We start from the raw sequence: 23,011 nt of genomic DNA on the forward strand, positions 1-23,011 counted from the left end.
CTTGGTCCATGACGACAGTGGCGGACAGGCTGCGCACCGACCGGCCGGTGTTCTCGGTGGAGTTCATGCCCCCGCGCGACGAGGCCGACGAGGCCCTGCTCTGGCGGGCGGTCCGCGAGCTGGAGGGCATGGACCCGGCGTTCGTCTCCGTCACCTACGGCGCGGGCGGCTCCAGCCGCGACCGCACCATCCGCACCACCGGCCGGATGGCCACCGAGACCACCCTGGTGCCGATGGCGCACCTGACCGCCGTCGACCACTCCGTCGCCGAGCTGCGCAACGTCATCGGCTGGTACGCCGCGCACGGCATCCGCAACGTGCTGGCGCTGCGCGGCGACCCGCCCGGCGACCCCAACGGCCCGTGGGTGCAGCACCCGCAGGGGCTCAACTACGCCTACGAGCTCGTCGAGCTGCTCCGCTCGCTGGGCGACTTCTGCGTCGGCGTGGCCGCCTTCCCCTACGGCCACCCGGCTGCCGCCGACGCCGAGGCCGACATCGACAACCTGCTGCGCAAGTTCGACGCGGGCGCCGACTTCGCCATCTGCCAGCTGTTCTTCGAGCCCGAGGACTTCCTGCGCTTCCGCGACCGGGTGGCCGCCCGCGGCTGCGACAAGCTGCTCATCCCCGGGATCATGCCGCTGACCACGCCGAAGATGCTCGCCAAGACCGTCGAGCTGTCCGGCGCCCCGCTGCCCGACCGGCTCGCCGCCCGCTTGCAGCCGCTGGCCGAGGACGCGAAGGCCTTCCGCGCCGAGGGCATCGACGTGATCACCGAGACGAGCAGGCGGCTGCTCGCCGAGGGCGTGACGGACCTGCACTTCTACACGTTCAACCGCTCCAAGGCGACCCGCGAGGTCGTCGGGCGCCTGGGCCTGGTGCCCGCCCGCGCCTGAGCCGCGGGGCCCGTTTCAGTACCGGGGTGCGGGCGGCGCGCCGAGCTGCCGCTCGGTGCGCCGGTGCGAGTACAGGGCCAGCGCCAGCACGATCAGGGCCACGCCCACCGCCGCGGCGCCCACCATGGCCACCCACCCGGTCCAGGAGACGCCCGAGGCGTCGCTGTACTGGGCGGTGGCGTTGAACTCCGACACCGCCCCCGGCTTGGGCTTCCAGCTGATCGTGCCGCCGTCGTTGACGCCGTTGGTGCGGCTCACCGTGCCCGGGAAGGCGATCTTGACCTGGATGTCGGCGCGGTCGGCGGGCAGCTCGGTGAGGTCGACCGAGCCCGCCATCGTCACCAGGTCGCCCGCCCGGCGGAAGGTCAGCCGGTACTGCTTGCCGACCGTGATGGACTCCCCGAGCAGGGTCACCTCGGGGAAGGTCAGGTCCTGGAAGGCCACCGTCTGCCCGACGTAGCCGTCCTGGTTGTAGACCTGGGTGCGCACCTTGCCGGTCAGCTCGGGCGGCACCGTCAGCGCCGGGCCCAGGTCGCCCTGCTTGCCCGCGACCGAGGCCACGACCAGCTGACCGGAGACGGTGTCGTCCTCGGACACCGCGAGCGCGGCCTGCACGCGCAGGCAGCCGGACAGCGCCAGCGCGAGCACGGCCGCCAGCGGCGCGAGCGCCACCCACCTGCGGGCGCGGGTCCTGGTCGGGGAGCTCGTCTGCGGCACCGGGCCATCCTGCCCCATCCGCCCACCCCGGCGCGCCCCGGCACCGACCCCATATGCGATCGCCGCCCCCGCACCGGTTCGGCTACGTTCGGCCCCATGGCGCCTCCCACCCACGACGTGCACACCATCAGCGACGACTACGTCGACGCCGCGGCCGCGGCCGACCCCGTGATCGCCACCCTGTCCGGCATCCCGGGCTACGACCACCTGCTGCCCGACTACTCCCCGGAGGGCGTCGCGGCGCGCGCGGCGATCAACGCGGGCGCGCTGGAGCGGATGGCGGCCACCGAGGCCACCGACGCGCTGAGCGCCAACGCCAAGGCCGTGTTCACCGAGCGCGTCGGGCTCGCCCGCGAGATCGACGAGGCCGGGCTCACCGACTGGACCATCAACGTCGTCACCGCCCCCGCGCTCGACCTGCGCTCGGCGTTCGACCTCATGCCCACCGGCACCGCCGAGGACTGGGACGCCATCGGCGCCCGGCTCGCCGCCGTGCCCGCCGCGCTGGCGGGCCACGTCGAGACGCTGCGCGCGGCCGCCGCGCGCGGGCAGGTCGCCGCGGTCCGGCAGGTCACCAAGGTGGCCGAGCAGTGCCGGGTCTACGCGGGCCAGTCGGGCACCCCCTCCTACTTCACCACCCTCGTCGCGGGCGCTGGCGAGCACTCCGGCGACCGGCTGGTCGCGAGCGCGCGGGCCGCCGACCAGGCCTACGCCGAGCTGGCCGACTTCCTGGAGAAGGACCTCGCGCCGATCGCCCCGACCAAGGACGCCGTCGGCGCGGAGCGGTACGCGCTGTTCTCCCGGCTCTACACCGGCGCCAAGCTCGACCTGGCCGAGGCCTACGCCTGGGGCTGGGAGGAGTTCACCCGGGTGGAGACCGAGATGCGCGAGGTCGCGGGCCGGGTCAAGCCGGGCGCCACCATCGCCGAGGCCGCCGCCCACCTCGACCAGGACCCGCGCTACCAGGTCACCGGGCAGCGCGCGCTGCAGGAGTGGATGCAGCGGCTGTCCGACCAGGCGCTCGCGGACCTGCGCGGCGTGCACTTCGACATCCCGGACCGGCTGATGGCCCTGGAGTGCCGCATCGCCCCGCCCGGCGGCCCGGTCGGCGCCTACTACTCCGGCCCGTCCGACGACTGGTCGCGCCCGGGGCGGATGTGGTGGTCGGTGCCGGTCGACCGCGAGGGCTTCTCCACCTGGCGCGAGGTCACCACCGTCTACCACGAGGGCGTCCCCGGCCACCACCTGCAGATCGCCACCGCAGTCAACCAGGCCGACTCGCTCAACCGGTTCCAGCGCCTGCTGTGCTGGGTCCCCGGGCACGGCGAGGGCTGGGCGCTCTACGCCGAGCGGCTGATGCGCGAGTTCGGCTACCTGTCCGACGACGGCGACCTCATGGGCATGCTCGACGCGCACCTGTTCCGCGCCGCCCGGGTGATCGTCGACATCGGCATGCACCTGGAGCTGGAGATCCCGAAGGGCACCGGCTTCCACGAGGGCGAGCGGTGGACCCCCGAGCTGGGCCTGGAGTTCCTGCTCACCCGCACCATCACCGACCCGGCGCACGTGCGCGACGAGATCGACCGCTACCTGGGCTGGGCCGGGCAGGCGCCCGCCTACAAGCTCGGCGAGCGCCTGTGGCTGCGCGCCCGCGACGAGGTCAAGGCCCGCCAGGGCGCCGACTTCGACCTCAAGCGCTTCCACCGCGACGTGCTGGAGATGGGCGCGATGGGCCTGGACACCCTCTCCGAGCGGCTGGCCGCGCTCTGAGCCCGACCGGGAGCTCCCGGGTCAGGCCATCGGGAGCTCCCGGCCCAGCACGCCGAACGGGCGCGGGTCGCCGGTGAACTGGTAGTCGCGCAGCACGTCGACGAAGCCCAGCCGCCGGTAGAGCCGCCACGCCCGCGACGGACCCTCCGGTGTGGACAGCAGCACGTGCTTGCTGGTGGCCCCCGCCAGCAGCAGCCGCACCAGCTCCGCGCCGATCCCCCCGCCCTGCGCGTCCGGGCGCACGTGCAGCTCGGTCAGCTCGAAGTAGTCGCCCATCCACGCGTCGGCCACCTCGGCGCCGCGCCGCTCGGTGACCCCGCGGCGGACCTGCTCGTGCCACCACTGGCCGTGCGCGCCGAGGTAGCCGTAGCCGATGCCGACCATGGCCCCGTCGCCGTCGAAGGCCGCCGCGCAGCGCCACCCGGCGCGCAGCATGTGCGCCAGCCACATCGGCGCCCGCTGCTCGGCGGTGCCGCGCGGGTAGTTCATGGCCGTGACGTAGAGGGCGAGCGCCTCGCGCAGCCGGGCGCGCAGCTCGTCGGCGCTCAGCTCGGCGAACCGGGTCGTGCTGGGTGGGGGAGCGGCGGTCACGACGACGGATCATCCTCCTCCCCGGAGACGTTGGCGAGCCGTCCCCCGGTGAGCGCCACCAGCTCGGCGCACGTGGTGGGGAAGACGGCCTTGTTGTGACCCGCGGCCGCCCACACGACCGGGTACCGGGCCAGGTGCTCGTCGACCAGGGTGACCAGCGGGCTCGGGTGGCCCACCGGGGCGACGCCGCCGATGGCCTGCCCGGTGTGCTCGCGGACGAAGGCCGGGTCGGCCCTGCCCACCTCGCTGGCGCCGACCAGCTCGGCGAGCCTGGCGGTGTCGGCGCGGTGCGCGCCCGAGGTCAGGGCCAGCAGCGGCCGCCGCTCGCCGTCGATGGTGGCGGCGAAGACCAGGCTGTTGGCGATGGCCCCGACGGTGACGCCCAGGGCCTCGGCGGCCAGCGCCGCGGTGCGCGCGTCGGCGTCGAGGACCCGGATCCCGGCGGCGGCGGTGTCCATCCCGGCGGCGCGCAGGGCCGCCGCCACCGCGGCGATGGCTGGGTGTTCGAGTGTGCTCACCGCTCCATCCCACCACCAGCGGTGACCAGGCGGGCACCCGGTATTCACCGTCACCCCCGGTCGGCTTGAAGCGCCGGTCGCGGCGGGTTAGTCTGGTGGTGCTCGAACACGTGTTCGAGACGGTCCGGTGGTGGGGCGGGGGAAGCGCCTCACCACCGGACGCCGCTGGCTTCCCCCCGGCGCGCGTCAGCCGACGGCACGACCGCGAGGAGGTCTCGATGACCAGCACGCTGGACTTCCCCGTCACCCCCGCCGACCCGGACCCCACCCGCCCCGCCGACCAGCCCGCCGACCAGGCGCCGCCCGCGCGGCAGCGGGCGCCGCGCCGCCCGGGCGGGTCCACGAGCGCGACCCGAGCCGCCCACGAGCAGGGCCCGAGCGGCCCGCGACCCCTGGACCCCGCCGCGTCCGCCGCGTCCGCCGCGCCCACCCGGCGCCGCCGGTCCACCCGCGACTGGGTGCAGCCCGAACTCCTGGACACCGAACCGGCGGACCCGACCGCCACCCCGATCCCGCCCCGGGCCTGCCCCCGCCCCGAACCGGTGGGCACCGCCTCCCGGCGCTCGTCGACCCGCACCCGGGTTCCCGCCCGCGCCAAGGGGTCCGGCACCGGGGACGGCGGTGCGGAGGTCCCCGCCGCCGACCAGCCGGAACTGCTCGCGATCACCGGGCAGCCCGCCGAGGGCGACCACCCGGCGCTGGTTGTCCCGCAGGCCAAGGGTTCCCGGGGCGCGGGCCGGCCCGAGCCCCGCGCCGGGGCCGGTAGCGGCGCCAAGCCCGCGCGGGCCGGGCGTGCGCGGGTCCTGCCGCACGCCAAGGGTTCCCGCGCCCAGCAGCCGGAGCTGATCGTGATCCCCGGGCAGTCCGCTGGGGACGCCGATCGCGAGCCGGAACTGGTGGGCGCCCGGCCGGAGCGCGTCCGCGGCGAGCGGCGCCCCCGGGGTACCGCGCGGGCCAAGGCTTCCGCACAGCGGCAGGGGGAACTGCTCGCCATCGTGGAGCAGCCCGGTGAGCGCGAGGCCGTCGGTGCTCGCGCCGCGGGCAGCGCGGTCGCGGGCGATCGGCCCGCGCGGCCCGGGCAGCCGGTGCCGGACGCCGAGGTGCGGTTGCGCGGCTCCTCCCGGCACACGCCGCCGACGGGTTCCGCGCGGTCCGGCGCGCACGCGCCCTCCCCGGAGGTGGAGCAGCAGAGCCTGCCCGTGCAGACCCCGCCGCCCCCCGCCCCGGTGCCGCCGTCGGCGGTGCAGCTGTTGCACCAGGCCGAGCAGGGGTTGCTCGCGGTGGCGGCGGAGACCGACCCCGCGCACCGGTTCGCCGACTCCTACCTGTGCGCGCTGCGCGCGGCGGCGGCGCTGCTGGCCGTGCGCGGGCGGCCGCACCGGGGGCGGGCGAAGCCGACGAGCGTGTGGACGCTGATGTCCAGCGTCGCGCCGGAGTTCCGCGAGTGGGCGGCGTTCTTCGCCTCGTGCTCGTCGACCAGGGCGGCGGTGCAGGCCGGGATCAGCAACCGGGTGGGCCCGCGCGCCGCCGACGACCTGTACCGGCAGACCCGGCAGTTCACCGGCCTGGTCCACCGCGCAGTGCACGGCACCGGCCGGTGACCCGGCCGATCGACGACGACCGGCTGCTGGACGTGCTCGAGGCGGAGACGCTGCTGCTCGCCGACGTGGCGGCCGCGGCCGACCAGGACCGCCCGGTGCCCGCCTGCCCCGGTCTGACCGCGGGGGAGACCGCGCGGCACGTGGGCAGCGTGCAGCGCATGGTGCTGTCCTGGATCCGCACCGGCTCCCGGCCGCTGAACTGGGAGCGCGAGCCCGACGAGGGCGAGCCGGTGGCCGACTGGCTGCGCGACGGCCTGCGCGCGCTGCTGGGCGAACTGGCCGCGCACGCCCCCGACCGGGCGTGCCCCACCTGGCACCCGGGGCAGCGCACCTACCGGTTCTGGCGGCGGCGGATGGCGCACGAGGCCACCGTCCACCGCGTCGACGTGCAGAGCGCGGCCACCGCGGGCGGTCACGACCCCGTCGACCCCGCCGTCGCCCTCGACGGCATCGACGAGGTGCTGACCGCCTGGTTCACCCAGCGCCTGTCGGAGCTGGGCGTCGCGGGCACCCGGGAGGCCGCCGTGCTCGTCCGGGCGGGCGACCAGGCGTGGCTGGCCGAGATGTTCCTCGACCGCACCTCCGCGCAGCGGGTCCCCGCGGGCACCGAGCACCCGACGGCCGTGATCGCCCCGCCCGAGGCGCTCTACCTGTGGCTGTGGGGCCGCTCGGCGGTCTTCGACCGGGACGTGGTCCGCACCGGCGACGAGGACGCCATCGCGCAGCTGTGGGCACTGCTCCGGCTGGCCACCCGCTGACCCCCGACCGGCCGGGCCGCTCCCGGCCGGTCGGGTCCCGGCGGTCATCCCGGGCCGCGGGGCGTCCGGTTCCGGCCAATTCTCGCCACATCGCCGGACAGCCTCGCTGAGCTGCGACGACCCGACCGGGCGGGGACGGGGGTGGCCGCTCGGGGCGGTCGTGGTCGGCACGGGCGGCGCGAACGCGGTTACCGTGTCGACCATGTCCACCCGGCTGGCGAGTCTCGTGATCGACGCGACCGACCCCGCCGCGGCCGCCCAGTTCTGGTACATCATGCTCGGCGGGACCGCGACCCCGGAGCCCGGCGGCGGCCACCGGCTGCTCGCCCCGGACGTCGGCGGGTCCGGCATCGACCTGGTGTTCACCCCGGCCGCGGGCCGCAAGACCGGCAAGAACCGCATCCACCTCGACCTGGCCACCGAGAGCCCGCACGAGTACCAGGTGCTCACCTCGCTGGCCGAGGACGTCGGCGCCCGCGCCGCCGACGTCGGCCAGGGCCCGCAGGTGCCGTGGACGGTCTTCCACGACCCCGAGGGCAACGAGTTCTGCATCCTCGAACCCGGCGACCTCTACCAGCGCACCGGCCCGCTGGCCGCCCTGGTGGTCGACTGCGCCGACCCGGCGGCGCTGGCGGGCTTCTGGTCCGCGGCGACCGGTTGGCCCCAGGTGCACGCCGAACCGGGCTCGGCGGCCCTGCGCTCCTCGGCCACCAGCGGCCCCTGGCTGGAGTTCCTCCGCGTCCCCGACCCCAAGCGCGGCCCCAACCGCCTGCGCTTCGACGTCACCGCCGACCGCTGCCCCACCGACCTGGCCCACCTGCTCGACCTGGGCGCCAGCCCGGTCCCCGGCTCCGCCGACCACGGCGTCGCCTGGCTGGCCGACCCCGAGGGCAACGAGTTCCGCCTCGTGCCCGCGCACGTGCGCACCTGAGCGGGCGATGCGCGTGCCGGGTGGATGCGGGTGAGGGTGGCGGGTTCGGGAGATACCGCCTAACGTCCGGCCATGCCCACCCGCATGACCTCCCTCGTTGTCGACTCGGCCGACCCGGCGGCGCTCGCCCGCTTCTACGCCGACCTGCTGCGCTGGTCGATCACCCACGAGAGCGCCGATGAGGTCTGCGTCGCCCCGCAGGACGACGACGGCTTCCCCGGCGACCTCACGTTCGTGCCGGTCGACGACCCGAAGGTGGGCGTCAACCGCTACCACCTGGACCTGTCCAGCGTGTCGGCCGCCGACCAGGCCGCCATCGTCGACCGCGCCCTGTCCCTGGGCGCCACCCACACCGACGTCGGCCAGGGCGACGCCCCCTGGGTCGTGCTCGCCGACCCCGAGGGCAACGAGTTCTGCGTCCTGGAGCCCCGCCCCGAGAACGCCGACACCGGCGCGGTCGCCTGCATCGTCACCCTCGCCACCGACCCCAGCGCCCAGGCCGACTTCTGGGCCGCCGCCACCGGCAACCCCATCGTCCGCGACACCCCCGCCTCCGCCGTCGTCCGCGGCGACCGCGGCCCCTGGCTGGAGTTCCTGGCCCACCCCGAACCCAAGCGCACCAAGAACCGCCTGCACATCGACGTCGCCGCCTACGAGGGCGAGGACCAGCGGGCCGAGGTCGACCGCCTCCTCGCCCTCGGCGCCACCCACCTCGACCTCGGCCAGGGCGAGCGCTCCTGGGTCGTGCTGGCCGACCCGGAGGGCAACGAGTTCTGCATCCTCTCCTCCCGCCCCGACTAGGCCGTGTTCACCACACCCGCCGCCCACCCCTCGTTCAACACATCCGCCGCCCACCCCTCGTCCCCCGAACCCGCCACCACGGCGCGTTCCCCTCACCGCCAGGAACTCCTCGACCAGGTCGCGCACAGCTGTTGCGGCCGGGGTCAGGCGCGGAGGCGGAGGCCCTTGGGGGTGGCGCGGAAGCCCGCTTCGCGCAGGACGTCGCCCAGGGTGGAGGTCAGGGCTGTTTCGCCGTCGGCCTTCTGGACGGACAGGGCGCCCAGCCAGCCTTCCTTGACGGCGCGGGAGAGGGCTTGGGCGGCGGTGTGGAGGGGGGCGGGGTCCTCGGTGAAGGAGAGCAGGGAGCGGCCGCCGCGTTCGACGTAGAGGGCGGGGGTGCCGTCGACGAGGACGGCGAGGGCTCCGGCCTTGCGGCCGGGGCGGTGCTTGCCGCCGCCGATGACGGGGGGCCACTGGAGGGCGGCGCCGTAGGGCTGGGCCGGGTCGGCGGCGGCGAGGACGACGGCGGTGCCCGGGCCCTGCTCACCCTCCGGTGTGGACAGCGCGCGCAGGCGGTCGACCGAGCCGCGGGCGGCGAACTGGGCGGCGCCCAGGCCCTCGACGACGTAGCCGCGGATGATCTGGCCGGACTCCTCCATGGCGCGCAGCACCTTGTAGATGCCGCTGAACCCGCCGGTGACGCGCTCGGTGTCGAGGGCGCCCCTGGTCAGGACGCCGTGGCGCTCCAGGAAGGCCTCCGCGCGGGCGTGCGCCCGGCGGGTGGGGTCCTCCTCGCGCGGGGTGACCAGGCTCCACCGGCCGCCCGCGGTCGGGGGGCCCGAGCGCGACGGCATGGTGGGGCGGGCCGCGCGCATGCGGGCGTAGCGGCCGCGCGGGGCCGTCGCGCGGGTCTTGTGCGCCGCGCCCTTGCCGGACACCAGCGCCCGCAGCGGGGCGATGGTGTCGTTGGTGACCAGGCCGCCCCACACCAGGTCCCACAGTGCCGACACCACGTCGCCGTCGGTGGGCGCGTCGGCGCCGCCGTCGAGCAGGACGGCGCCGGTGCGGTCGGCCACCTGCCGGAAGAACAGCGCCCCGCCGTCCAATGAGGACAGCACCGCGCCGTGCAGCGGGGTGTCCGGCACCGCTTCCTCGACGTCGGGCAGCAGCAGGTCCGCCACGTCGGTCGGGGCCAGCGCCACCCACCCGTCACCCCCGGCCAGCGCGCCCGTGCCGCACCAGGTCACCTCACCGGCCGCCGTCAGCTCGTCCAGCAGCGCCGGGGTGTACCCGGGCAGCCGCGAGGGCAGCACCAGCGACTCCAGGGCCGAGGCGGGCAGCGGGGCGCCCGCCAGCTGCTCGACCACCGACAGCACGTCGTCCACCGACGGCCGCGACCGGGTGCTGCGCCCGATCCCGTGCCACCCGGGCAGGAACCGGCCCAGCGCCGCCTGCTCGACCGGCTCCACCTCGGCGCGCAGCTTGGCCAGCGACCCGCGGCGGATGCGCCGCAGCACGTCGGCGTCGCAGTACTCGACCTGGGTGCCGCCCGGGCGCAGCTCGCCGCGCACCAGCCGCCCGCTGCCCGCCAGGCGCTCCAGCACCCCGGTCACCACCGACACGCCCAGGCCGAACCGCTGCGCCGCCTCGCCCGCCGGGAACGGGCCGTGCGTGCGGGCGTAGCGGGACAGCAGGTCGCCCAGCGGGTCGGCCACCGGCTCGGTGAACGCCTCGGGCACGCCGACCGGCAGCGCGGTGCCCAGGGCGTCGCGCACCCGGCCCGCGTCCTCGATGGCGATGAACCGCTCGTCCCCGGCGATGCGCACGCGCAGCACCCGCCGCGCCGACTCCAGCTCCGCCAGCCACTCCGGGTCGACCCCGCGCTCGGCGGCCTCGGCCACCGACAGGTCACCGAGGAAGCGCAGCAGGTCGGCGGCGTCCTCGGCGTGCCGGGCGTGCCGGGACGGCTCCACCCGCTGCACCGACCGCTCGACCTCGGCCAGCACGTCCGGGTCGAGCAGCTCGCGGATGGCCTCCGACCCCAGCAGCTCGGCCAGCAGGGCGCTGTCGAGCGAGAGCGCCGCCGCCCGCCGCTCGGCCAGGGGCACGTCGACGCCGTAGAGGAACATGCCCACGTAGCCGAAGAGCAGGCTGCGGGCGAACGGCGAGGGCTGGGTGGTCTGCACCTCCACCACGCGCACCTTGCGCCCGCGCACGTCGGCCATCAGCTCGCGCAGCCCGCCCAGGTCGTAGACGTCCTGCAGGCATTCCCGCATCGCCTCCAGCGCCACGGGGAACTGCTCGTACTTCGCCGCCACCGACAGCAGCTGCGCCGACCGCTGCCGCTGCTGCCACAGCGGGGAGCGCTTGCGCGGGTCGCGCTTGGGCAGCAGCAGCGACCGGGCCGCGCACTCGCGGAAGCGGGAGGCGAACAGCGCCGAGCCGCCCACCTCGGCCACCACGACCTGCTCGACCTCCTCGGGGTCGAGCAGCACGTCCTCGGCGCCCGCCACCACCTCCTGCCCGGTGTCGTCGACGGCGTCGGGCAGCCGCAGCACGATCCCGTCGTCGGCGTGGGCGATCTGCGCCTCCACCCCGCGCCGCTCGCGCAGCCGGGCCGCGATCGCCAGCGCCCACGGGGCGTTGACCTGCGCGCCGAACGGTGAGTGCACCACCAGCCGCCAGTCGCCCAGCTCGTCGCGGAACCGCTCCACCAGCAGCGTCCGGTCGTCGGGCACGTGCCGGGTGGACTCCCGCTGCTCGGCCAGGTACGCCAGCAGGTTGTCCGCGGCCCACGCGTCCAACCCGGCCGCGGCGGTGCGCTCGCGGGCCTTGGCGTCGTCCACCGAGGACAGCTCGCGCACGAACTTCCCCAGCGCCCGCCCCAGTTCCAGCGGCCTGCCCGGGGAATCGCCCTTCCAGAACGGCATCCGCGCGGGCTCACCGGGCGCCGGTGTGACGATCACGCGGTCGTGGGTGATGTCCTCCACCCGCCACGACGACGTGCCGAGCAGGAACGTGTCCCCGACCCGCGACTCGTAGACCATCTCCTCGTCCAGCTCGCCCACCCGCGACCCGGACCCGCGCTCGTCCGGCGGGGTCATCACGGTGAACAGGCCCCGGTCGGGGATGGTGCCCCCGGAGGTGACCGCCAGCCGCTGCGCCCCCGGGCGCCCGCCCAGCTCCCCGGTGACCCGGTCCCAGGTGATCCGCGGCCGCAGCTCGCCGAACTCCTCGCTGGGGTAGCGCCCGGAGAGCATGTCCAGCACCGAGTGCAGCGCCGAGTCCGGCAGCGAGGCGTAGGGGGCGGCCCGGCGCACCACCGCGGCCAGGTCGTCGAGGTTCCACGGCTCCAGCGCCACCATCGCCACGACCTGCTGGGCCAGCACGTCCAGGGCGTTGCGCGGGTAGCGCACGGCCTCGATCGCCCCGCCCGCCATCCGCTCGGCCACCACCGCGCAGGACACCAGGTCGCCGCGGAACTTCGGGAACATCACCCCGCGCGAGACCGCGCCGACCTGGTGCCCGGCGCGGCCGACGCGCTGCAACCCGGCCGCGACCGTCGGCGGCGCCTCCACCTGCACCACCAGGTCGACCGCGCCCATGTCGATGCCCAGCTCCAGCGAGGAGGTGGCCACCACGCACGGCAGCCGCCCGGACTTGAGGTCCTCCTCCACCAGCGTCCGCTGCTCGCGCGACATCGACCCGTGGTGCGCCCGCGCGACCACCGGCGCCGCGCCGGTGGTGAGCCCGGACTGCCCGATGGCCTCCGCGGGGAAGCGGGCGAGCACCCGCTCCGGGTCCCGCGGCCCCCCGCCCGGCGCCTCGTGCCCCTGCTGCTCCAGCCGGGCCTGCTCGTCCTGCTCGGCGGCCAGCTCGTTGAGCCGGGCGGTCATCCGCTCGGCGAGCCTGCGGGAGTTGGCGAACACGATGGTGGAGCGGTGCGCGCGCACCAGCTCCAGCACCCGCCGCTCCACCATCGGCCAGATCGAGGCCTGCTGCGGCGCCTCGGGGGAGTCCGGGTCCTCCGGCACCGCGCGCGGCTGCTCGGTGAGGGAGGACATGTCCTCCACCGGCACCTCCACCCGCACCTCGACCGTCTTGGGCAGCTTCGGCTGCACCAGGGTCACCGGCCTGCCGCCGCCGAGGAACGCGCTGACCTCCTCCACCGGGCGCACGGTCGCGGACAGGCCCACGCGCTGCGCGGGCCGGTCGAGCAGCGCGTCCAGCCGCTCCAGCGACAGCGCCAGGTGCGAGCCGCGCTTGGTGCCCGCCACCGCGTGCACCTCGTCGACGATCACCGTGCGCACGCCGCGCAGCGACTCCCTGGCCGCGGAGGTGAGGATCAGGAACAGCGACTCAGGCGTGGTGACCAGGACGTCCGGCGGCGTCCTGGCGAACGCGCGGCGCTCCTCGGCCGGGGTGTCCCCGGTCCGCGTCCCGACCGAGATGTCCGGCTCCGGCAGCCCCAGCCGGTGCGCGGCCTGGCGGATCCCCGCCAGCGGGGCGCGCAGGTTGCGCTGGACGTCGACGGCCAGCGCCTTCAGCGGTGAGACATACACCACACGGCAGCGGTGCTTGGCCTCCTCCGGGGGGCCCTCGTGGGCGAGCCGGTCGAGCGCCCAGAGGAACGCCGCCAGCGTCTTGCCGGAACCGGTCGGCGCGACCACCAGCGCGTGCTCGCCCGCCGCCGCCGCCTTCCACGCCCCTGCCTGCGCTTCCGTGGGTGCGGCGAAGGCGCCCGCGAACCACTGGCGGGTCGCCGGGGCGAACAGGTCGAGCGCGTTCTCGGGCATGGTGACATCGTCGCTGAACCCACCGACAAACGCGCGGTTTGACCGGTTGACCCGGGGGTACCCGTGTTTCGCGCTGTGTGGACAGTCGCTTGCCCGTAACGCCGGTTTAGGGAATGTTGCTTTCCCACGAACTGTCCGCCCGAGTCGAGAGAGGAGGCGGTCGGTGAACCTGTGGGACTTCATCGTCCAGCGATGGGATCGACTCCTGCCCGAAGCGGCCCTGCACGCGAGCGCCGTCATCCAGTGCACCGCCATCGCCGCGGTCGCGGGGGTCGCGCTGGGCGTCGCGGTCTACCGCAGCCCCGCGGGCTCGGCCATCGCCACCGCCCTGACCAGCGCCATCCTGACCGTGCCGTCGTTCGCGCTGCTCGGCCTGCTGATCCCGGTCCTGGGGCTGGGGGTCGCGCCGACCGTGGTGGCCCTGGTGCTCTACGCGCTGCTGCCCATCGTCCGCAACACCATCGTCGGCCTGTCCGGGGTGGACAGTGCCATCACCGACGCGGCCAGGGGCATCGGGATGAACCGGCTGCGGGTGCTCACCAGGATCGAGCTGCGGCTGGCCTGGCCCGCCATCCTCACCGGCATCCGGGTGAGCACGCAGCTGCTGATGGGCATCGCCGCGATCGCCGCCTACGCCAAGGGGCCCGGCCTGGGCACGGAGATCTTCTCCGGGCTGACCAGGGCGGGCAGCGCCAACGCCACCAACCAGGCGCTCGCCGGGACGCTGGGCATCGTCGTGCTGGCGCTGCTGGTCGACGGCGTGTTCGTGCTGGTGGGCCGACTGACCGTCTCCAGGGGGATCCGTGACTGAGCACAACGACACCGGCCGGGACGCCGCGGCGGGGGAGCGGGCGGGGGTCGAGATCACCCTCGACCACGTCACGAAGAAGTACGCCGGGCAGCGCGCGCCCGCCGTCGACGACGTGAGCATGGTGCTGCCCGCCGGGCAGGTCACCGTCTTCGTCGGACCGTCCGGCTGCGGCAAGACGACCACCATGAAGATGATCAACCGGCTGATCGAGCCCAGCTCCGGGCGGATCACGATGGGCGGCGAGGACGTGCTGCGCATCGACCCCGACCAGCTGCGCCGCCGGATCGGCTACGCCATCCAGCAGGCCGGGCTGTTCCCGCACCTGACCGTGGCGCAGAACATCGCGATGGTGCCGGGGTTGCTGGGCTGGGACAAGAAGCGGGCGGCGTCCCGGGTCGAGGAGATGCTCGACCTCGTCGGCCTGGACCAGGAGTTCGCCACCCGGTTCCCCCGTCAGCTCTCCGGCGGCCAGCAGCAGCGCGTCGGCGTGGCCCGCGCGCTCGCGGCCGACCCGCCGGTGCTGCTCATGGACGAGCCGTTCGGCGCCGTCGACCCGATCACCCGCGGCAACCTGCAGGACGAGCTGCTGAACCTGCAGGGCGAGCTGGGCAAGACCATCGTCTTCGTCACCCACGACTTCGACGAGGCGGTCAAGCTCGGGGACCGCATCGCCGTGCTCGGCCCGCAGTCGCGCGTGCTCCAGTTCGACACCCCCGAGGCCATCCTGGCCAACCCCGCGGACGACACCGTCGCGGGCTTCGTCGGCGCGGGCGCCTCGCTCAAGCAGCTCACCCTGCTGCGCGTGCGCGACGTCGAGTTCGACCGCACCGCCGCGGTCACCGCGGGCGTGGACGACCCGGTCGACGAGCTGCGCGCCAAGCTCACCGCCAGCCGGGTCAACTACGCGCTGATCCTCGACCGCCGCAAGCGCCCCGCCCGCTGGGCGCACGTGCGCGACCTCAACTCGGTGTCCAGCCTGGCCGAGGTGGGCAAGCCCATCGGCGACTCGGTCACCGTGCAGTCCACCCTCCAGGACGCCCTGGAGGCGATCCTCACCGAGGGCGGCAACGCGGTGGTCACCGGCTCCCGGGGCGAGTTCGTCGGCACCATCGGCCTGCAGACGGTCACCGACGCGATCACCGCGCTGCGCGAGGAGCACGCCGACGACCACAACCCCGGCACCCACGGCGCGGGGGTGCCCGCGTGACAGCCGCCGTCGACGTCCGCGCCCGCCGCGCGGAGCGCATCCGGCTGCTCGGCCAGCCGATCGCGGTCGTGGTGCTGGTGGGCGGCATCCTGGCCTACGCCTTCACCCGCGACCTGGACCCCATCGAGGCCGCCAACATCAACGCCGCCAAGCTGCTCCGCGACACCTGGGACCACCTGGTGCTCTCGGTGGTGGTGACCGCGCTGGTGCTCGCCGTGGCGGTCCCGCTCGGGGTGGCCGTCACCCGCGCCTGGGCCCGGTGGGCCGCGCCGGTGGTGCTGGGGATCGCCACCGTCGGGCAGGCCGCGCCCGCGGTCGGCGTGCTGGTGCTGTTCTTCCTGTGGACCGAGTGGGAGGGGCTGTGGGCCGCCGCGCTGCCCATCGCGCTCTACTCGCTGCTGCCGGTGCTGCGCAACACCGTCGTGGGCATCCAGTCCGTCGACCCCGCCCTGGTGGAGGCGGGCCGGGGCATCGGCATGTCCGGCGGCGCCGTGCTGCGCCGCATCGAGCTGCCGCTGGCCGTCCCGCTGATCCTGGCGGGCCTGCGCACCTCGCTGGTGCTCGCCGTGGGCACCGCCACCCTGGGCGCGTTCGTCAACGGCGGCGGCCTCGGCCTGCTCATCGACACCGGCTACAAGCTCAACCGCCCGCTCGTGCTGGTCACCGGCGCGGTGCTCGCGGTGGGGCTGGCGCTGTTGGTGGACTGGCTCGGCGCGCTCGCCGAGCGCGAGCTCGGACCGAAGGGGCTGCGCTGATGACGGGGCTGATGACGGGGCTCAAGACCAGGCTCGCCGCCCTCGCCGCGAGCTGCCTGCTGCTGTCCGGGTGCGGCCTGTCGAGCAGCTTCGCGCTGCCGCTGGACGTCCTCGCCGGACCCAACGCCGCCAAGGCCGACCTCACCGGCACCCGGATCATCGTGGGGTCGAAGGACTTCACCGAGCAGATCATCGTCGGGCACCTCACCGAGTTCATGCTCGCCGCCGCGGGCGCCGACGTGGTCGACCTGACCAACATCCAGGGCTCCAACAGCTCCCGGCAGGCACTGGTGTCCGGCGACATCGACGTGCAGTGGGAGTACACCGGCACCGCGTGGGTCAGCTACCTCGCCCAGACCGACCCGATCCCGGACGAGGCCAAGCAGTTCGAGGCGGTGAAGGCGGCCGACAAGGAGAACGGCCTGGAGTGGCTCGACTACGCGGCGCTGAACAACACCTACGCCTTCGCCATGCGCAAGCAGGACGCCCAGGCGCTCGGCATCTCCACCACCAGCCAGATCGCGGAGCTGGTCAAGCGCGACCCCAGCCAGGGCGTGTTCTGCCTGGAGACCGAGTTCGTCAGCCGCTCCGACGGGTTCCCGGGGGTGCAGAAGGCCTACGGGTTCACCGTCCCGCCGGGCAACGTCAAGATCTTCGGCTCGGGCGCGGTGTACGCCGCCCTCGGCAACGGCGCCTGCAAGTTCGGCGAGGTGTACACCACCGACGGCCGGATCCTGGCGCTGGACCTGACCCTGGTCGAGGACGACAAGAAGTTCTTCCCGCAGTACAACATCGCCCCGGTCGTGCGCACCGACTTCCTGCGCGAGCACCCGCAGGTCAAGGACGTCCTGGACCCGCTGGTGGAGCGGCTGGACAACCGCACCATGCAGGAGCTCAGCGCCAAGGTGGACGTCGAGGGCGCCGACCCGGTCGAGGTCGCCAGGGACTACCTCGTCGAGGAGGGCATCATCGCCCTCCCCTGACCGGCAGGACCACCGCGCGGGGGCGGCCGGGGCGACGCGCCCCGGCCGCCCCCGCGCGTCACCCCGGTGACCTGCGGCGATCCCCCCGCGGCCGAGCAGATCCGCAGACCCCGACCAGGACCGGTATCGCTCGTGGGAGCATCAGCGACACAACCCGCGGGGGGCAGTGTTCGCCGGGTTGGGTGATGAGGGGAGAGCAGTGAACGTCCTGTCGGTGGATCTCGGCACGTCGAACACCGTCGCCGTGCTGTCCGCGCACGGGCGGCCACCGCGCGTGGTCGACGTCGACGGTGCGTCGATGATGCCGTCCGCGGTCTTCGCGGGGGAGGACGGGGCGCTGGTGGTGGGCCGCGACGCCGAGCGCCGCGCCCGGCTCGACCCCTCCCGCTTCGAGCCCAACCCCAAGCGCCGCGTCGACGAGGGCACCCTGCTGCTGGGCGACCAGGTCGTCTCCGTCACCGAGGCGCTGGCGGGCGTGCTGCGCCGGGTCGTCGACGAGACCACCCGCCAGCTCGGCGGCGCCAAGCCCGACGAGGTCCGGCTCACCCACCCCGCCCAGTGGGGCCCGGTGCGGCGCAACGTGCTGCTCTCCGCGGCCCGGCAGGCGGGCGCGGGCTCCACCCTCGCCCTGGTGCCCGAGCCGGTGGCCGCCGCGGCCCACTTCGCCTCCTTCCCCGGGCAGACCCTGGCCCCCAACCAGGCGCTCGCCGTCTACGACCTGGGCGCGGGCACCTTCGACGTGGCCATCGTCGGCGCCACCCAGACCGGGTTCTCGGTGCTGGCCGAGGCGGGCCTGCCCGACCTCGGCGGCCTCGACGTCGACCAGGCGCTGCTGGAGCACGTCGGCCGCCAGGTCTCCCACCGCGACCCCGCCGGGTGGCAGCGGCTGCTGCGCCCCACCTCCACCGCCGACCGCCGCGACCAGCGCGCCCTGCGCGAGGACGTCAAGGCCGCGAAGGAGGCGCTGTCGCGGCACCCGCAGACCGAGGTGCCGCTGCCCGCGCCGTTCGACGACGTGCTGGTCACCCGCACCGAGCTGGAGGCGCTGATCCGCCCCGGCATGCTGCGCAGCGTCGAGCTGCTGGCCGCCACCATCCGCTCCACCGGCATGTCGCCCGCCAACCTCGTCGGCATCTACCTCGTCGGCGGGTCCAGCCGCATCCCGCTGGTGGCCACGCTGATCGCCGAGCAGCTGCACGTCGTGCCGACCAGCCTGGACCAGCCGGAGACCGCCGTCGCCCTCGGCGCGCACCACGTGCCCCAGGAGGGCATCACCATGCGCACCGGCGACATGTCCGGCGCGCTCGACCAGGCCCGCACCCGGGCGGTGATCCCCACCCGCGGCACCGGCTTCTCCGACGGCGCCACCGTGCAGCAGCCCAAGCTGCCCACCCCGCAGCAGCAGCGCGCCCCGCAGAACCCGCCCTCGCGGCCCACACCCGCGCAGAACCCCGCCTCCGGCCCCAACCCGGTGGTGGCCCAGCAGCAGCCGCGCTCGGGCCCGATCCCGGTGCAGCAGCCCGGCCCGCCGCGCCCGCAGCAGCCCGCGCTCCAGCAGCACGCCCCCCAACAGCACACCCCGCAGCAGCAGCAGCACAACCCCCAGCAGCTCCCGCCCGGTCCCCAGTTCCCCCGGCAGCGCCAGGGCGGGGGCAGCGGCAAGCTGTGGGCGATCCTCGGCTCGGTCGGCGCCGTCGTGCTGGTGGCCATCGTGGTCATCGTGATCGCCACCTCCGGCGGCACCACCGGTCCCGGTGGGACGGACCTGGCCGACTGCGCCGCCAGCACCACCACCGACGCCCAGGGCTTCACCCCCTGCATGCGCAGCATCGCGGGCTCGGTCGCGAGCTCCGGCGACTGCGAGTCCGGCATGACCCTCAGCGGCGAGGCCTTCGACACCCCCGGCGCCACCGCCGCCACCTGCACCCTCGGCAGCGGCTACTCCGCCATCTACTACCAGTTCCCCAACCAGGCCGCGGTGTCGAGCAACATCGACCAGGCGTTCAGCGGGATGGGCGTGTCCAAGTCCAGTGCGGACACCGCCACCTGGAGCGGCGCGGGCCTGTCCGGGCGCTACTACGCCGTCGAGGTCAGCGGGCAGGGGCTGCTGCTGTTCACCGTGGACGACACCCCGCTGCTCGGGGCCGTGGTGAACCTCTCCGGCGGCTCGGACACCACCCTGGTCGACTACTTCAACAGCAAGGTCAAGCCGGGCAGCTGAACCGCGCGGCCCGGGTCTGCCAGACTTGGGCCGTCCCCGACCCGGAGGTCAGAACATGCGGGTGCTGTCGGTCGACCTGGGCACGTCGAACACCGTCGCGGTGCTCTCCGCGCACGGGCGGCCACCCCGGGTGGTCGAAGTGGACGGTTCGGCGACGATGCCCTCGGCGGTCTACGCCGAGGAGGACGGCACCCTGGTCGTGGGCCGCGACGCCGAGCGCCGCGCCCGGCTCGACCCCTCCCGCTTCGAGCCCAACCCCAAGCGCCGCGTCGACGACGGCACGCTGCTGCTCGGCGACACCGTCGTCCCGGTCGCGGAGACGCTGGCCGCGGTGCTCAAGCGGGTGCACGAGGAGACCACCCGCCAGCTCGGCGGGGCCGCCCCCGACGAGGTGCGGCTGACCCACCCCGCCCAGTGGGGCCCGGTACGGCGCAACGTGCTGCTCACCGCCGCCCGGCTGGCGGGCATGGGCTCGGCGCTGGTGCTGGTGCCCGAGCCGGTCGCGGCCGCGGCGCACTTCGCCTCGCTCGGCCACACCCTGCTGCCCGGGCAGGCGCTGGCCGTCTACGACCTGGGCGCGGGCACCTTCGACGTGGCCGTGGTGGCCGCCACCCAGTCCGGCTTCGCGGTGCTGGCCGAGGACGGCCTGCCCGACCTCGGCGGCCTCGACGTCGACCAGACCCTGCTCGAGCACGTCGGCCGCCAAGTCTCCCACCGCGACCCGCGCGGCTGGCAGCACCTGCTGCGCCCGGAGTCCACAGCGGACCGGCGGGCCCGGCGGGCGCTGCAGGAGGACGTGCGGGCGGCCAAGGAGGCGCTGTCGCGGCACCCGCAGACCGAGGTGCCCATGCCCGAGCCGTTCGACGACGTGCTGGTCACCCGCGGCGAGCTGGAGGCGCTGGTCCGGCCGAACCTGCTGCGCAGCGCCGACCTGCTCGCCGCAACGATCCGCGCCACCGGCACCACCCCCGACCGGCTCGGCGGGGTCTACCTGGTCGGCGGGTCCAGCCGCATCCCGCTGGTGGCGACCCTCATCGCCGAGCAGCTGCGGATCGTGCCCACCAGCCTCGACCAGCCGGAGACGGCCGTGGCCCTCGGCGCGCACCAGGTGACCCAGGAGGGCATCAGCATGCGCACCAGCGGGGTCACCCCCGGCGCGCAGGCCGCCCCCGCGCCGCAGAACCCGCCCACCCCCACCGCCACCCCCGCCCCGACCGCGCAGCAGCCGCAGTTCGGCGGCCAGTACCCGCCCACCGCCGGCTACCCCGCCCAGGGCCTCCAGACGAACTTCCCGACGCCGCTGCGGCAGGACTTCCCGACCCCGCCGCGCCCCGGCCGCCGCACCCGGTCGAAGGTCATCGCCGCCGCGGCCGCCGCGGTGGTGCTCGCGCTGGGCACCGTGGGCGGGTTCCTGCTGTTCGGCGGCGACGACCTGCCCAGCGCCGAGTCCTGCCGGTCGGCGGGCGCGCGCGACGCGCAGGGCTTCACCGAGTGCCTGCGCCAGCTCGCCGGGGCGGTGGCCGACGGCGGCACCTGCAAGGCCGCCCCCGCCGACGCCCTGGCCGACGTCACCTGCGGCCTCAGCGACGACTACACCGTCAGCTACGCCCAGGTCGGCACCCAGGACGAGGTGCAGGGGGTGCTGCGCGAGGAGCTGGGCTCGATGTCCGAGGGCGACCACGTCCTCGCGGACTGGCGCGGCAACGGCCTCGACGGCAGCTTCCGGGCGGGGGTGAGCGGCGGCACGGGGGTGCTGGTGTTCACCGTCAAGGACCGGCCGCTGGTGGGGTGGATCTCGCGCACGGCCGAGGGCGACGACCTGACCCCCGACGCGCTCGCGGACTACTTCACCCAGCGCGTGCAGCCGGGCACCTGAGCGCGGTCGCCCAGGGCGGGGTCGTCGGCGACAGGTGTGTCAGCGTAGGAGTGCCAGCGCAGGTGTGTCAGCGGCAGGGTGTCAGCGGCGGCGGTTGCGCACGAAGTAGACGATGCCGAACACCAGCACCGCCACGCAGCTCGCCGCCACGCCCAGGTCCAGCAGCAGGCTCTCGGTCGGGCTGGGCGGCTCGACGGCCACCAGCACGTCCAGCAGCGGGTCGTTGAGGGGCATGCCCCGATTGTGCCTGACGCCGCGCCTGCCCACCCCGGGCGGCGGCGCGCCAGGACTAGACTGGTCACCGATGCGCATCACCGCCTTCCGGGCCCGCCTCGCCGACGAGTTCGGCGCGCAGCGGGCCGACACCATCGCCCACGACCACGTCTTCGCCGCCCTCGGCGGGCGCACCGTCGACGAGGCGCTCGACGCGGGCCTGCCGACCAAGGACATCTGGCAGGCCGTGTGCGAGGCGTTCGAGGTGCCCGACGAGCGGCGCTGACCGGGCCGGGTGGCGCGCGCCGGTGCGCCGGGGCACCACCGCTGAGCAGTGCCGACACGCGGGTACCCGGCATCCGGGCGTGTCGGTGCGCGCGATCGAACACGTGTTCGTTACCCTGTTCGCCTGGCCGTGGACGACCCCACGGCCGCGGGTCCGAGTTATCCACAGGGACGCGTGCCTGTCGGAAATCGTCGGTCCCTGCCCGTAGCGTCACCGGCGTGAGCACGAAACAGACTCGAGGTGGATCGAAGATGGCACCAGCAGCACCGGACCGGGAAAAGGCGCTCGAGCTCGCCCTGGCCCAGATCGACAAGAACTTCGGCAAGGGCTCGGTGATGCGGCTGGGCGAGGAGGGCCGGGCACCCGTCCAGGTCATCCCGACCGGCTCCATCGCCCTGGACGTCGCCCTCGGCATCGGCGGCCTGCCGCGCGGCCGGGTGATCGAGGTCTACGGCCCGGAGTCCTCCGGAAAGACGACCGTCGCCCTGCACGCGGTGGCCAACGCCCAGCGCGCGGGCGGCATCGCGGCGTTCATCGACGCCGAGCACGCGCTCGACCCGGAGTACGCCAAGGCCCTGGGCGTCGACACCGACGCCCTGCTGGTCTCCCAGCCCGACACCGGTGAGCAGGCGCTGGAGATCGCGGACATGCTGGTCCGCTCCGGCGCCCTGGACATCATCGTGATCGACTCCGTGGCGGCCCTGGTGCCCCGCGCCGAGATCGAGGGCGAGATGGGCGACAACCACGTCGGCCTGCAGGCCCGGCTGATGAGCCAGGCGCTGCGCAAGATGACCGGCGCGATGAACAACTCCGGCACCACCGCGATCTTCATCAACCAGCTGCGCGAGAAGATCGGCGTGATGTTCGGCTCCCCGGAGACCACGACCGGTGGCAAGGCGCTGAAGTTCTACGCCTCGGTGCGCCTGGACGTGCGCCGCATCGAGACCCTCAAGGACGGCGGCGAGCCGGTCGGCAACCGCACCCGGGTCAAGGTCGTCAAGAACAAGGTCGCCCCGCCGTTCAAGCAGGCCGAGTTCGACATCCTCTACGGCAAGGGCGTCAGCCGCGAGGGCTCGCTGATCGACATGGGTGTCGACCAGGGGATCCTGCGCAAGTCCGGTGCCTGGTACACCTACGAGGGCGACCAGCTGGGGCAGGGCAAGGAGAACGCCCGCAAGTTCCTCATGGAGAACCCGGACGTGGCCAACGAGGTCGAGAAGCGGATCAAGGACAAGCTCGGCATCGGCGCCAAGCTCGACGCCGACGAGACCGCCGCGGCCGCCGCCCCCGTCGAGTTCTGAGCG

At 74.8% G+C, this 23,011-nt stretch carries 19 protein-coding genes; 14 read left to right on the top strand and 5 right to left on the bottom strand.

The features are described from left to right. Positions 1 to 8: 8 nt before the first annotated feature. A complete protein-coding gene (locus BJP25_RS02265) occupies positions 9 to 893 on the top strand; it encodes a methylenetetrahydrofolate reductase (RefSeq protein WP_075973079.1) in 885 nt (294 codons plus the stop codon). Positions 894 to 908: 15 nt separating this feature from the next. Here BJP25_RS02265 and BJP25_RS02270 read toward each other — a convergent pair whose 3' ends face one another. Beyond that, a complete protein-coding gene (locus BJP25_RS02270) occupies positions 909 to 1,610 on the bottom strand; it encodes an LppM family (lipo)protein (RefSeq protein WP_198943313.1) in 702 nt (233 codons plus the stop codon). 96 nt (positions 1,611 to 1,706) lie between these two features. Between BJP25_RS02270 and BJP25_RS02275 the strand changes: the two genes are divergently transcribed. After that, positions 1,707 to 3,380 (top strand): DUF885 domain-containing protein, encoded by a 1,674-nt coding sequence (locus tag BJP25_RS02275; RefSeq protein WP_075973081.1) that lies wholly within the window; start codon positions 1,707 to 1,709, stop codon positions 3,378 to 3,380. A 21-nt stretch (positions 3,381 to 3,401) separates the two neighbouring features. On the opposite strand, the gene BJP25_RS02280 is transcribed toward BJP25_RS02275, so the two are convergent. Continuing rightward, positions 3,402 to 3,971, bottom strand: a complete 570-nt coding sequence (locus tag BJP25_RS02280; RefSeq protein ID WP_075973082.1) for a GNAT family N-acetyltransferase — start codon at positions 3,969 to 3,971, stop codon at positions 3,402 to 3,404. Continuing rightward, a complete protein-coding gene (locus BJP25_RS02285) occupies positions 3,968 to 4,489 on the bottom strand; it encodes a YbaK/EbsC family protein (protein ID WP_075973083.1) in 522 nt (173 codons plus the stop codon). Before BJP25_RS02285 ends, BJP25_RS02280 begins: the two co-directional genes overlap by 4 nt. Positions 4,490 to 4,707: 218 nt before the next feature. Here BJP25_RS02285 and BJP25_RS33950 point away from each other — a divergent pair, with 218 nt between their 5' ends. The 4 genes from BJP25_RS33950 (at position 4,708) to BJP25_RS02305 (ending at position 8,580) form a co-directional block, all read left to right on the top strand. After that, positions 4,708 to 6,090 carry an SAV_6107 family HEPN domain-containing protein gene (locus BJP25_RS33950; RefSeq protein ID WP_158075586.1) on the top strand — a complete coding sequence of 461 codons (1,383 nt, stop codon included), beginning with the start codon at positions 4,708 to 4,710 and terminating at the stop codon, positions 6,088 to 6,090. Continuing rightward, positions 6,087 to 6,848, top strand: coding sequence for a maleylpyruvate isomerase family mycothiol-dependent enzyme (locus BJP25_RS02295; RefSeq protein WP_075973084.1), 762 nt, complete (start codon positions 6,087 to 6,089; stop codon positions 6,846 to 6,848). Before BJP25_RS33950 ends, BJP25_RS02295 begins: the two co-directional genes overlap by 4 nt. A 202-nt stretch (positions 6,849 to 7,050) precedes the next feature. Continuing rightward, a complete protein-coding gene (locus tag BJP25_RS02300) occupies positions 7,051 to 7,779 on the top strand; it encodes a VOC family protein (RefSeq protein WP_075973135.1) in 729 nt (242 codons plus the stop codon). 72 nt (positions 7,780 to 7,851) lie between these two features. Continuing rightward, positions 7,852 to 8,580 (top strand): VOC family protein, encoded by a 729-nt coding sequence (locus BJP25_RS02305; protein ID WP_075973085.1) that lies wholly within the window; start codon positions 7,852 to 7,854, stop codon positions 8,578 to 8,580. A gap of 143 nt (positions 8,581 to 8,723) precedes the next feature. Here the strand turns inward: BJP25_RS02305 and BJP25_RS02310 are convergent, their stop codons facing one another. Then, the gene (locus tag BJP25_RS02310; protein ID WP_075973086.1) at positions 8,724 to 13,355 is read right to left on the bottom strand and encodes an ATP-dependent helicase; all 4,632 of its coding nucleotides are present in this window, start codon (positions 13,353 to 13,355) and stop codon (positions 8,724 to 8,726) included. Positions 13,356 to 13,518: 163 nt separating this feature from the next. On the opposite strand from BJP25_RS02310, the gene BJP25_RS02315 reads away from it, so the two are divergent. The 6 genes from BJP25_RS02315 to BJP25_RS02340 all read left to right on the top strand — a co-directional run bounded on the left by BJP25_RS02315 (position 13,519) and on the right by BJP25_RS02340 (position 21,208). After that, positions 13,519 to 14,166 carry an ABC transporter permease gene (locus tag BJP25_RS02315; RefSeq protein WP_075973087.1) on the top strand — a complete coding sequence of 216 codons (648 nt, stop codon included), beginning with the start codon at positions 13,519 to 13,521 and terminating at the stop codon, positions 14,164 to 14,166. After that, a complete protein-coding gene (locus BJP25_RS02320; RefSeq protein ID WP_075973088.1) occupies positions 14,159 to 15,373 on the top strand; it encodes an ABC transporter ATP-binding protein in 1,215 nt (404 codons plus the stop codon). Before BJP25_RS02315 ends, BJP25_RS02320 begins: the two co-directional genes overlap by 8 nt. After that, positions 15,370 to 16,128 carry an ABC transporter permease gene (locus BJP25_RS02325; protein WP_075973089.1) on the top strand — a complete coding sequence of 253 codons (759 nt, stop codon included), beginning with the start codon at positions 15,370 to 15,372 and terminating at the stop codon, positions 16,126 to 16,128. The genes BJP25_RS02320 and BJP25_RS02325 overlap by 4 nt, the downstream gene beginning before the upstream one ends. Beyond that, a complete protein-coding gene (locus BJP25_RS02330) occupies positions 16,128 to 17,111 on the top strand; it encodes a glycine betaine ABC transporter substrate-binding protein (protein ID WP_233157879.1) in 984 nt (327 codons plus the stop codon). The genes BJP25_RS02325 and BJP25_RS02330 overlap by 1 nt, the downstream gene beginning before the upstream one ends. Before the next feature lie 199 nt (positions 17,112 to 17,310). Continuing rightward, entirely contained in the window at positions 17,311 to 19,332 is a 2,022-nt protein-coding gene (locus tag BJP25_RS02335; RefSeq protein WP_075973091.1) for an Hsp70 family protein, read from the top strand. 55 nt (positions 19,333 to 19,387) lie between these two features. Beyond that, entirely contained in the window at positions 19,388 to 21,208 is a 1,821-nt protein-coding gene (locus BJP25_RS02340) for an Hsp70 family protein (RefSeq protein WP_075973092.1), read from the top strand. Between the two features lie 81 nt (positions 21,209 to 21,289). Here BJP25_RS02340 and BJP25_RS33955 read toward each other — a convergent pair whose 3' ends face one another. Continuing rightward, the gene (locus BJP25_RS33955; RefSeq protein WP_158075587.1) at positions 21,290 to 21,442 is read right to left on the bottom strand and encodes a hypothetical protein; all 153 of its coding nucleotides are present in this window, start codon (positions 21,440 to 21,442) and stop codon (positions 21,290 to 21,292) included. 70 nt (positions 21,443 to 21,512) lie between these two features. Between BJP25_RS33955 and BJP25_RS02345 the strand changes: the two genes are divergently transcribed. Together BJP25_RS02345 and recA are read left to right on the top strand one after the other, a co-directional pair. Next, positions 21,513 to 21,707 carry a DUF3046 domain-containing protein gene (locus BJP25_RS02345; RefSeq protein ID WP_075973093.1) on the top strand — a complete coding sequence of 65 codons (195 nt, stop codon included), beginning with the start codon at positions 21,513 to 21,515 and terminating at the stop codon, positions 21,705 to 21,707. Positions 21,708 to 21,958: 251 nt separating this feature from the next. Further along, positions 21,959 to 23,008: a recombinase RecA gene (gene recA, locus BJP25_RS02350; RefSeq protein ID WP_075973094.1), complete on the top strand. Its 1,050-nt coding sequence runs from the start codon at positions 21,959 to 21,961 to the stop codon at positions 23,006 to 23,008. The last annotated feature ends 3 nt before the right edge of the window (positions 23,009 to 23,011 follow it).

Source organism: Actinokineospora bangkokensis, from assembly GCF_001940455.1.
Taxonomy (GTDB): Bacteria; Actinomycetota; Actinomycetes; order Mycobacteriales; family Pseudonocardiaceae; genus Actinokineospora; species Actinokineospora bangkokensis.